This is a genomic window from Streptomyces torulosus (genome assembly GCF_001419765.1).
In the GTDB taxonomy this organism is placed as follows: domain Bacteria; phylum Actinomycetota; class Actinomycetes; order Streptomycetales; family Streptomycetaceae; genus Streptomyces; species Streptomyces torulosus.
This window is the reverse complement of the sequence record NZ_LIRK01000101.1, coordinates 1-3,315: the sequence shown is the minus strand read 5'-3', so window position 1 is coordinate 3,315 and position 3,315 is coordinate 1. Positions and strand designations below refer to the sequence as shown.

General features: G+C 75.3%; 1 protein-coding gene. It reads left to right on the top strand.

Annotated elements, in window-relative coordinates:
• Positions 1-3,114: AfsR/SARP family transcriptional regulator (locus AOK23_RS49510; protein ID WP_079049365.1), on the top strand; the 3,114-nt coding region annotated here is incomplete at its 5' end.
• Positions 3,115-3,315 lie beyond the last annotated feature (201 nt).

The window sequence follows — 3,315 nt, the reverse complement described above, 5'->3', positions numbered from 1 at the left end:
ATCGTCGACGTGCTGTGGGGGCGGCGCCCACCGGACAGCGCCGTCAATGTGATACGCCGCCATGTGGGGTCGTTGCGGCGGTGGTTGGAGCCGGGACTTCCCACTCGAGCCGTCGGGCGGTGGCTCGTCCGTGAGGCGGGCGGGTACCGGCTCCTGGTCGACGACGACTGTCTGGACCTGCTCCGCTTCCGCCGGCTGCGCGACGAGGCACGGCGGACCTCCGCCGACCCGGGCGCGGCGCCCGCACGGGCCGTGGACCTCCTCACCGAGGCCCTGGAGCTGTGGCGCGGACCGGTCGGCGCCGGTCTGCCCGCCGATGTCCGGGAGCGGGCCGGGTTCGGCCAACTCGACCGCGAGCGCCTGGCAGCCGTACGGGAGGCGGCCGACGGAGCCCTGCGCGCCGGCATACCCGGCACGGTGCTGCCCGCCCTCCAGGAGGCCGCGCTCGGCGCACCGCTCGACGAACCCCTGCTGGCCAGGCTCATCCTCACCCTGGCAGCCACCGACCGCACGGCCGAGGCCCTGACGGCCTACCGGGCCGCCCGCACTCGACTCGCCGACGAACTGGGCATCGATCCGGGACGGGAACTGCGTGAGGCGCACCGGACGGTCCTGCGCGAGGCGGCGCCCCGGAATGCCCAGGCGCGGCCTGGGGACGTCCACGCGTGGTCAGGCGACACCGACGCGTGGTCGGGGAACGCCGACGCATGGCCCTGCGACGCCGACGGGTGGTCAGGGGACGCCGAGGCGTCGACGGGGGCCGCGGATCCGCCCCTCGCGCCCGCCCCGTGCCCCACCACGGGCCGCGCCACCGCACAGGCATCAGCGCCCGCGCCCGCGCCGGCACCCGCAGGGGAACCCAACTCCGCATACGCATCCGCATCCGCACCCGTCCCGGCCCAACTCCCGCACGACCTGCCGACGTTCACCGGCCGTCGGGCGGAGCTGGAGGAGGTGCTGGCCCTCCTGGACACCGCCACCACCGTTCCACACACGCCCACCACCACGCCCACGCCTACGCCCACACCAGGCCCGTCGGCCTCCGCCCTCGGCACCGTCGTCATCAGTGCCATCGGCGGTATGGCCGGCATCGGCAAGACCACGCTCGCCGTGCACTGGGCGCACCGGGTCGCCGACCGGTTCCCGGACGGGCAGTTGTACGTCAATCTGCGGGGGTTCACCCCCTCGGGCGCGGTGATGGGCGCGGATGAAGCCGTACGGGTGTTCCTCGACGCGTTGGGCGTCCCCCCGGAGCGGGTCCCGCACGGCGTGGACGCCCGGGCCGCGCTGTACCGCAGCCTGCTGGCCGGACGGCGGTTCCTGGTGCTGCTGGACAACGCACGCGACACCGAGCAGGTACGGCCGCTGCTGCCGGGGGCGCCCGGGTGCCTGGCCATCGTCACCAGCCGCAACCAGCTGACCGGGCTCGTGTCCGCGCACGGCGCCCACGCACTGACCCTGCGGCCGCTGGACACCGAGCAGGCGCGGGCGTTCCTCGAACGGCGGCTGGGTGCCGCGCGGCTGACGGGCGAGTCGCGGGCGGTGGCCGAGATCGCCGCGCTGTGCGCGGGGCTGCCGCTGGCCCTGGCGTGTGTCGCGGCCCGCGCCGCCGCGCATCCACGTTTCGCGCTGTCGGCGATCGCGGCCGAGCTGCGGGAGGCGCACGGCAGCCTCGACGCGTTCAGCCGGAGCGACGCGTCCGCGAACGTCGGCGCGGTCTTCTCGTGGTCCCTGAGTGCCGTGTCGGCGGACGCGGCCCGCCTCTTCCGGCTCCTCGCCCTGCACCCGGGCCCGCACTTCTCGGCGCCGGCGACGGCCGCGCTGGCCGGGCTCCCGCCGCGCCGGGCCCGTTCCCTGCTGACCGAACTCGCCGACGTCCACCTCGTCCACGAGCACGCTCCCGGCCGCTACGCCCTCCACGACCTCCTCCGCGCCCACGCCACCGAACTCCTCCGGGAAGCCGGACCGGAGCCGGACGGCGAGCCCCCCGCCGGGAGCGACACGGCAGCGGAGCGCGACACGACAGTGCGGCGGGACGCGAGGGTGGGGTGGGACATCGCCACCGGGCACGAAACGGCCGCCGGGCACCAGCTCGCCGCCGGACACGACACGGCTGCCGAACACGACGTAGCCGTCGGGCGGTTGTACGCCTACCACCTGCACGCCGCCCACGCCGGCCAACGGCTGCTCGCCCCGCAGGAGGATCCGTTGGCGCCGGGGCCGGTCCCGGGGGGCGTACGGGTCGAGTCGTTCGGTGATCACGAGCAGGCTCTGGCGTGGCTGACGACCGAGTACCCGGTGCTCCTGACCGTGATCGAGGCGGCGGTGCGCTCGGGGCGGGACCGGCTCGCCTGTCTGCTGGCCTGGGCGCTGGAGCCGTACTTCGACCGGCGGGGCCACTGGCACGACTGGGCGGCCACCCAGCGGACCGCGCTCGACGCCGCACTGCGGCTGGGCGACCCCGCGTGGGAGGCGAGAGGGCTGCGTGCGCTGGCCCGGGCCGAGGGGCGGCTGGGTCTGCACGAGCTGGCCCGGCCCCGCCTCGACCGGGCGCTGGACCTCTTCACCGGGCTGGGTGACGCCATCGGCCGGGCCGACACCCACCGCAGCCTCGGCTGGACCTGCGACCAGGCGGGCGACCTGCCGGGCGCCCTGCGCCACAACCGGCGCGCCCTGGAACTGTTCCGGGACAGCGGCCGCCCGGCCGCGCACGCCAGCGTCCTCAACTCGGTCGGCTGGTACCACGCGTTGCTCGGGGAGTACCGGGAGGCGCTGAGCCACTGCTTCCAGGCGCTGCCCCTGCTCCAGGACCTCGGCGACCGCTACGGCCAGGCGGCCACCTGGCACAGCATCGCCTTCGCCCACCACCATCTCGGCCGTCACCGGCAGGCCCTTCTCGGCTACGGCAACGCGCTCGGCTTCTACCAGCAGTTGGGCGTGCCGTATCTGGAGGCGAGCACTCTCGTCCACATCGGCGACACCCATCGCGCGATGAGCAACCACGACGACGCCCACGCGGCCTGGCAGCAGGCGCTCACCATCCTCATCACCCTCGGCCACCCCGACGCCGACGACGTCAGGGCCCTCCTCACGGCCGGTGGCCGATGTGTGTGACCGGCGGGACGCCTGAGCCGACCACCACCCGAGGACCCACCGAACGCACCACCCAACGCATCACCGAACGCGCCTACGAGGCCCCATTGACCCGAGGCCCGGCGGCTCTGTTCCCTGAACGAGGTGACCGGCGGGGCGGTCCGACGGGGGCGCCGGTCCGTGGAGCGGGGCGTGAGGCAGGGCGTGGGCGGCGGTCGGGGG